Here is a 693-nt window from a genome sequence, read left to right as displayed (position 1 = left end):
GGCACCGGCTTCTGCCCTCGTTCGGGACTGTCGGTGATTGCTTCGATAATGCGGCGATGGAGTCATTCTGGGGGCGGATGCAAACCGAACTTCTCAACACCAGGAAATGGTCGACAACCCTCGAGTTGACGATCGCGATGGCCGACTGGATCGACAACTTCTACAACGCCGAACGCCGCCACTCCTACCTCGGCCACCTCAGCCCCACCGAGTATGAGACCCTGTGGCTCGACACCCAACCAACTCCTCAACTCTCGTAAGAGCGGACCGAGCAGCGGGGGCCAGATCAGGCTGATCTGTACCCGTGTTGTTGGTCCAAGGTTGTGAGAGTCGAGGGCAGCGTGATCATCGGGAGGTCACATGCCCCGTCAGTACTCATCATGTGAACCCACCCGGCATGTCCGGGGACTTCCTCTCTTGAGGAAGGATGAAGTCTGTGAGTTCGAGGAAGTACCCGCAGGAGTTGCGTGAGCGGGCGGTGCGGATGGTTGCGGAGGTCCGCGACCAGCACGAGTCGGAATGGGCGGCGATCGGGGCGGTCGCCGCGTTGCTGGGTGTCGGGACTGCTGAGACGGTTCGTAAGTGGGTGCGCCAAGGTCAGGTCGATGTCGGTGCGCGGGCCGGGGTCACCACTGAGGAGTCCGCGGAGCTGAAACGGCTGTGCCGGGAGAACGCGGAACTCAAGCGCACCAA

At 61.9% G+C, this 693-nt stretch carries 2 protein-coding genes; both read left to right on the top strand.

Translation table 11 applies throughout. The features are described from left to right. A partial coding sequence (locus tag ACX4ZE_RS22935) for an integrase core domain-containing protein (RefSeq protein WP_480275540.1) occupies positions 1-260 on the top strand: 260 nt, incomplete at its 5' end. A 167-nt stretch (positions 261-427) separates the two neighbouring features. Then, positions 428-693, top strand: a 266-nt coding sequence (locus ACX4ZE_RS22930) for a transposase (protein ID WP_480275539.1), incomplete at its 3' end; no start/stop codon positions are given.

The organism is Nocardia sp. TBRC8007 (assembly GCF_056629435.1).
Note: the sequence above shows the minus strand (reverse complement) of the source record. Positions and strands in the feature narration are given on the sequence as shown.